This is a genomic window from Candidatus Zixiibacteriota bacterium (assembly GCA_026397505.1).
In the GTDB taxonomy this organism is placed as follows: domain Bacteria; phylum Zixibacteria; class MSB-5A5; order GN15; family PGXB01; genus JAPLUR01.
In genome coordinates, this window is sequence record JAPLUR010000091.1 from 40,836 (window position 1) to 48,013 (window position 7,178).

The 7,178-nt window shown below is 48.5% G+C and carries 6 protein-coding genes; 4 read left to right on the forward strand and 2 right to left on the reverse strand.

Features of this window, described 5'->3' with window-relative positions:
* Positions 1-13: 13 nt before the first annotated feature.
* The 4 genes from NT002_09575 (at position 14) to NT002_09590 (ending at position 5,599) form a co-directional block, all read left to right on the forward strand.
* Complete coding sequence (locus NT002_09575; GenBank protein MCX6829514.1) at positions 14-1,522, forward strand: SGNH/GDSL hydrolase family protein; 1,509 nt, start codon at positions 14-16, stop codon at positions 1,520-1,522.
* An 885-nt stretch (positions 1,523-2,407) separates the two neighbouring features.
* Positions 2,408-3,298, forward strand: a complete 891-nt coding sequence (locus tag NT002_09580) for an IPTL-CTERM sorting domain-containing protein (GenBank protein MCX6829515.1) — start codon at positions 2,408-2,410, stop codon at positions 3,296-3,298.
* Positions 3,299-3,931: 633 nt separating this feature from the next.
* On the forward strand, positions 3,932-4,654 hold the full coding sequence (locus NT002_09585; GenBank protein ID MCX6829516.1) for a hypothetical protein: 723 nt from the start codon (positions 3,932-3,934) through the stop codon (positions 4,652-4,654).
* A gap of 63 nt (positions 4,655-4,717) precedes the next feature.
* Positions 4,718-5,599 carry an IPTL-CTERM sorting domain-containing protein gene (locus NT002_09590; protein ID MCX6829517.1) on the forward strand — a complete coding sequence of 294 codons (882 nt, stop codon included), beginning with the start codon at positions 4,718-4,720 and terminating at the stop codon, positions 5,597-5,599.
* Between the two features lie 94 nt (positions 5,600-5,693).
* On the opposite strand, the gene NT002_09595 is transcribed toward NT002_09590, so the two are convergent.
* Positions 5,694-6,263, reverse strand: a complete 570-nt coding sequence (locus NT002_09595) for a hypothetical protein (protein MCX6829518.1) — start codon at positions 6,261-6,263, stop codon at positions 5,694-5,696.
* Positions 6,247-6,792: an exosortase H gene (gene xrtH / locus NT002_09600; protein MCX6829519.1), complete on the reverse strand. Its 546-nt coding sequence runs from the start codon at positions 6,790-6,792 to the stop codon at positions 6,247-6,249. Before xrtH ends, NT002_09595 begins: the two co-directional genes overlap by 17 nt.
* Positions 6,793-7,178 lie beyond the last annotated feature (386 nt).

Sequence of the window (7,178 nt, forward strand, 5' to 3'; positions counted from 1 at the left end):
ATAAATTAGGAATATGAATCGAAAACTCCTTTTTACGTTGATCGCATTTTTGCTCATGTTCCTTCTGCTCGAGACGGCCGCCCGGATTATAGAGTCGGCGCTGGCGCGAAAAGCGACTTCAGCGGACATCCAGCCGGGCTGGCAGGCGGAGTTTTTCAAATCATTCTTTGACTGGCACGAGCCGGATCCGGATCTCCTCTGGCGTTTCAAACCCAATCTCGATAATCCCCTTATTAAAACAAATGCGGAACACTTCCTCGGTAATGAAATTCCAGCCGGAAAAGAACCAAAGAGCTATCGTATCCTTCTTCTGGGCGATTCCTCGCCGGTGGGCCTGGGGCTGAAATCAAGACGCCAGGCTTTTGGGGAAATTCTGCGCTCGTTTCTCGAGACAGAGTACGCCGGCACCCGAAGCATTGAGTTAATCAATGCCGCTGTCTCCGGATACTCCAGCGAGCAGATCGCCCGTTTCCTGAAACTGCGAGGGTGGAAATATCAACCGGACCTGGTCACTCTATATTGTGGAAATAATGACGCCTCCATCTCCGGCGCTTTTTCCGACCGGCAATTGATGAGTGAACAGAAGCTGATTCCCATTAGAAAACTCTTTTCTCATCTGGCGTTTTATCGCCTGCTGCGGGATTTGCTTACCGGCCGAGAGCATCAGGCCAATTCAGTCCAGGCGCTGCAGATCCGCGTTGATGCAGACCGGTATGGAGAAAACCTGACTGATATTGCCAACCAATGCCGGAGCCATAATTGCCCTCTTTTGATACTCAAACCGCCGGTGCCGCGCCTCTGGCCGGCCGGACTACAGTTTAAGCCTCTCACCCATGTCACTGGTGATAATGGCCGCCTGATTTTTCCGGAGGAGATGATTTCTCTTCTCGGACGAAACCTCAAGTACTGCCTCGACCGCGAGAGATTTTTGCACCTTTATGGTCGAGGCGACATACTTACTCAGAACGTTTATCTTGCTTCCTATGATGATTCGCTGGCCCCTGTTGATGCTGTCAGGCATTATCGCCGGCAGCTTGAGACCGGAAAAGGAAATCCGGTCTTGCTCAATAATCTGGGGGTTTCATTCTGGCAAAGCCGGGAATATGATTCGGCTGATTATTATCTGAAAGAATCGCGACGTCAATATCAGAAAGTGCATTCGGAGGACTTGAGCCCTGCGGTTCTTTCGGCCGGGTCGCCGTTTCTGTTCAATATCGGGATCAATTTGCTTTCTCAAACCCCTGACAAATTGGATGCCGGTTCCAGTCAGGACGCTTTCATATATCTTGATTCCGCGCTTCAGGCTGACTATTTCTCGCTGCGGATCAAGAGGGATTATTGGAGGAAAATAGACAGTTTCGTCGGGCGGAAAGGTGTGACCGTAATAGACCTCCCGGTGATATTTGAAAAGAACGGGGGCGAGAAGCTCTTTATCGATCACTGCCATCCCACACCGCAGGGGCACCTGCTGATCGCAAATGCTTTACTGAAAGCTGTTAATCAGGCAACTCTCATAAAATAGCTTTTTCCAAGAGTACCAGTAATGAAAAGGGGCAGCGTCATGCTGACGACATGGTTACTATTGCTTGTAGCAACAATCATTCTTGAGATCCGCTCCTATCGCCTGATTCATACGCTCCATGAAAATTGGAGCATGGATAAGAGCAGGGTTAGATCTTTGCGATCATTCGCACTTGTGAGAAACATGAAATGATCGTCCATGATTGCTAAGTAATCCGAAAAACGTGATAAAAAGGGGGGGATTATCTAAGCTGTTGCCTCACAATCGAAATCTATTGCCTGTCTCGTTTCCATAAAAGAAATTCAATTTTTCCCTTGACAGCAAGGGGCTGGGGGCATATTTTTACACTGAAGGTTGTTGGTTCTTTATTTCATATTTGGTTTCTGACCAGAACGTATATTAGAACATTTATTCAGATTGGTTAAGACCATTATGGCCAAGCTCTGATTCTTGTTTTGGCAGCAGTTACAGGGGGAGTTTTTCATCCTTGCCTTTCTTCTTCTTACCTGTCGGTTGATTGACCATACAGAATATAGATAGGGATTGTCCTCGGTGCTTTGCCACCTGTAGGAAGCAGAATCTGTTTACCGGGGATAGGGAGACGAATGGCTGATGGGTAGAGATTAGAAAGGAGTGCGCCTATAGAAAAACCGGCTAATCAATTCTCTTTTATTCAAGTGATCTGTGGTGCGATCAAAACCGCAGTGTTCTTGACCTACAAAACTTAAATAATAGATGCATGTACCTATGACAGAAGCGGGATAGAGAAAAGGACAATCGCAACTGCATGGGGACTGCGGAGACGGGTGCGAACATCTGCGAGCTATATTATCATACTATGCCCTGTAGTAATACCAAGGCAGGGAAACTGAAGGAGGTCATAAAATGAAAATTAGAATGTTGTTTGGTCTTGCGGTCGGTCTGGCATGTGTCAGCGGACTTATGATGCCCGGTGATGCCCTAGCGGGCAAGGTCAATGCGAAGGTTTGGTACTGGCACGGTATCAATTACTACGGTAACACGCAAATTGTGAACGATTACGGGACCGCATCACGCTACATAAGCACTACCTCGCACGGCAAAAAGGGATATGCCGACGCTTACGAGCGGTCGTATTATTCAAATGGATTTAAACTGGTCAATCACGAATGGGCCCAAGACGTGAAAGGTTACAACTTCGGTGCAAAAGCGTGGCACACCGGATCCTCAGGACCCTCACCGATCAACGCCAACGAGGCGGATCTCGCTTGCTGTCCAGACACTATACCCCCCCCACCGATCCCCGGTGATACGGTAACCACGGAGTACTTCAAAATCAGTTACAGTGACGCGAGTGGGGGCATTTTCGACATCGACATCGACTCCGTCTCCTTCCTTCAGGTCTATTTGGATGACGTTGTCGATGGCGATTCCGTTGTTAAAGACTGGAAACTAAACATCAACGGTGAGGTCAGCCACGTCGTTCTCCGCGGTATCGCCAACTCTGGTGGAGAGGATTACGTCACATATAGTAAGGACGGACGCTTTGCCGAATTCTTGCCCACGCTCACAGAATATCCGAATCGTGTATATGTATTGAGGTTTGGCGCGATGCATTTCACGGCGCCTGGAACCGTGGAGGGCTCTGATCTCGAGATTGCTTCGGGCCAAGAACCGCCGGATGCACCTATCCCCACCCTGACCGAATGGGGGTTAATCATCTTTGCGGTGCTGCTGGTCGGGTTTATGACCTGGGTGGTGGTTAGAAGAAGAAGGAGAGTTACGATTGGCATTTAAGTAAAGATTACGCTATTTCTGGCGAATTTTTCAGCCCCCCACATGGGAGGGGGCAGCCATGCCCCCTCCTACTATAACAGCCTTAAAAGAATTCGGGTTGCCATTATCAGTATGGCTTTGCGCCTCCAGTATCAAGAGCTACCATTTAACTTATTGTCCGACAATAAATATCCCAAGGTTTGTCCGCTTTAACACAAGAATCTGGATTTTTCCCTTGACAGATAAGGACTGGGGGTATATTCTTATACTGAAGGTCGCTGTTTCTTCATTACATATTTGATTACAGACCAGAACGTGTATTAGAACATTTTTTCAGATTGGTTAAGACCATTATGGCCAAGCTCTGATTCTTGTTTTGGCAACGGTTACAGGGGGAGTTTTTCATCCTTGCCTTTCTTCTTCTTACCTGTCGGTTGATTGACCATATAGAAAATAGGTAGAGATTGTCCTCGGTGCTTCGCCACCTGTGCGAAGCAGAATCTTTTGGCCGGGGATAGAAAGCGCAATGCTTGATTATTGGGAATTGAAAAGGAGTTTTCGTAAAGAATAATAAGGTAATCAATTCGCTTTTATTCAAGTGATCTCTGATGAAGTCAAAACCGCAGGGGTTTCGATCCATAAGGACTTTGCGCAATGGAACGCAATTCAGAACAGTTCGTCAAGAGCCGGAGTGTTGACCAAGCATTTGTACAGTCACGGGAACGCTGTTGGGCTGAAGATTTCCCTTACGCCGGCGTTTCCAGTCTGCTGCTGATTATTGCCCAACTGCATAGCAAGTTCACTCCGCTGTATCTGCTGGCGCTGATTCCCTACTTCTGGCGTGTTATTCACTCCAGCCTGTGGCGTTCAGCCTTTCTCGGAACGACGCTGGCAACATCGTATGTTATTATCGCTTATGCGGACAATCTGCTGCATGCGCCATCGACTTTCGCCATTCAACTCTTCTGCTACAACCTGATCTTTGTCAGCTACGGCATCGCCGTGCTCAAAGCCAGAAAGGTCTTTGGCATAAATCCGTTGCTGCTGCTTTTTCTCTGGCTGCCGATCGAGTATGGCCGTAATCATCTCGCCGGAGTGGGACAGCTCTTCGCGCTTCCCACTGCAGATGCCGACTTAGTGACACGATTTACCTACGGGTTTCAGATTTTCATCATCCCGTTCATTGTCTTCCTTCTGAATCCGCTGCTCCTGCTGTTAGCCGGCATAGTTGTGGAATATCTCCTGCGACAGGAGGGAACAGGTCTGACCGCAAGCCCGCGCAAGTTTGTTCGCGCCACACATAGAGTTTCCTCCCGTCCCTGGTTTTACTTCCCTGATCTGCGAGCACCCCCGATCTGCGATCTGCAAGCTTTGTGATATGATATGGTAACAACCGCAGGCAGCAATGCCTGCACTCTTCAAGTGAAGGAGCCTCATAAAATGAAGAAGTTACTTTTATTAAGCGCACTCTTTATCCTTTTGAGCGTGCTTTTGTCAGTTCCTACTCAAGCCTGTTGCTTCACAAATAAAGATGTGCACAACGGCACCGGCGTGGATGCCTATGATCTCGAAATCGAGGTGACGGGGCTTCGCACGGTGGAATGGCACTTCGATGGATATCTCGGTGCTTATCGTTTTGCGCAGTTCTCCACGTGGAAGGCGAATGGAAAGACTTATCTTCGGTGGTTTGATCCCAGAGACCCTGCTGGGAACCCGGCGCCTATTCCGCACTGCTCATGGGTCCACATCGGATATCAACTTAATTTACCCGCACCATATACCCATGGCTGGTGGACAGACGCGGCTGGAAATAAGATTTGGAATGGCCACATCCAGCAGCCGAGCCACTACTTCTATCCACCTTGGACTCCAGCACCTCAAGAATTCCCGATCACGAATGCTCGGCTGGTATTACGTAACGATTTTGCAGGCTGCCCATACCCGACAATAATTCGCAATATTACTTTTGCCGTTTTGCCGGAGGAGATACCTTTGGACTCGCTCAATGCGCAAAATGCTCATCTGGCGAGCATGCTCCAGCCTTTGGCGACCGGTCCTTTTACTATGGATTCTGTGGGCGATAGTGTCTATTTCGATATACCAACTCCAATTCCGTTTGGCAGTGTAGTGGTTTATCGTTTTGAGGGAGGCATTGGCAGTCCCAACGAGTTTGTGGACTTCGGTCAGCACCACTGGGTTGCTCCTCCAGGAGTCATCCCCACTCTCACCGAATGGGGGTTAATCATCTTCGCCGTGCTTTTGGTCGGGTTTATGACCTGGGTGGTGGTGAGAAGAAGAAGGAGAGTTACGATCGGCATTTAAGTAAAGATTACGCTATTTCTGGCAATTTTGTCAGCCCCTCACATGGGAGGGGGCAGCAATGCTCCCTCCTATTCAATAATTAGCTTAAAATATATCAGGCGGCCGCGATCGGTGTCGCTTTGCGTTTCTGAAAGATTGCATGCCACTTGTAGTAATAGTACAGCCCGGCCCAGATTATCACCGGCACCAGCATGCTGTCTAATCGGGTCAGCGTTAAATCGCCATAAAATAATATTTTCCGCCAGAGAGAATGATAAATCGGCGCTCCATCCATCTGCATATGTGTGGCATAATAATTGAGAATATATATTGTCAGCCTGACCACTTGAACCGGGAAGAGAACGACAAGCCCTAATAGTAGAATTTTCAGCCGCAGTTTATAATTTACATCCGGCACGGCCATAATCAGGGCCAGAAGAAAAACGGTATTGAAACTGATATTACGCGCATTCATAAAATGCGGTTTGCCGTCGGGCGAGGGGGCGTATTTCAACGCAATAGTTTTTCCGCGCGATATCATCCCTTTGGTAAAATCGTGCGTATCGAAAACTTTTACGATTTTCTCGGTGCAAAAAGTGAGAATCGGCGTACAGATCGGCGTGGTCGCCAGCCAGAAAAGAAAAGCGGCGACAAAGAAGACCAGGAATCTAAGCAGAAACCGCACCCGGACCGAGCGCCGTTTCTTTCTTGATCCGGCGTGACCAGAAATCCCAGATGAAGATCGCCCAGAGGATGATGATCGGCTGCCAGACATATACATGCACCTCGTTAAAAATGTCCGGATAGTGCTGTCCCATATAGAAAAGGCTTATCACCCGCCCCAGATTGAGCGCGAAAATGGCGGCCGTTCCCAGCAGAATGCCCCATATCTTGTCTTTCAGTGTCGAGGGATAAGCGATAACGCCGGAGATCAAAATCGCCGTGGCATAGATACCGTTGCAGCCATCGACAATATCGATACTGTACTGCGAAGTGGCCAGCATGGTCCCCGAAACATAGGAGCCGGCGCCGAAGACATTCATGAGAAAACTGCTGCAGACGGCAATAAAGGAAGTGAATGGAGAAATGACATGCTGTCGTACCGGCAAAAGAAAGAATGCCACCACAAACAGCCCCATCACTGCCCCAAAAATCAGGTATAGCCGCAAGAGCGATCTTAAGACCGCCCTATCAATCTTCTTCTCTTTCTTCACCCCATAAAGAACGCCTCCGGCAGATTTGACCGAGCCAAATTTCGTAATAAGTTGCCGCTGACACGTATCGAAGCGCCAAAGCGCGATATATCATCTTCTTAATTATAACCGAGTTCCGCCTCCCACGCAAGCAAAATATTGCCGGACGGCAAGAGAAAATTCCGCTTTGGGGCCAAAGTAAGGGACTTGCCCGGCGGGCGGCATTCAAGGGCAATCAATTCCTTGTCGATAATCCATAAAATGAATATGGTCGGACGCATATCTTTCAGAAATACCGGAGAATAGAGATGAAGAATTACATTATAGGCCTGGCCTTACTACTTTTCGTGACCCCTGTCTTTGGGCAGCAGACATCCGAGGAGGCGGCCCTGAAAGCCGCATTCATA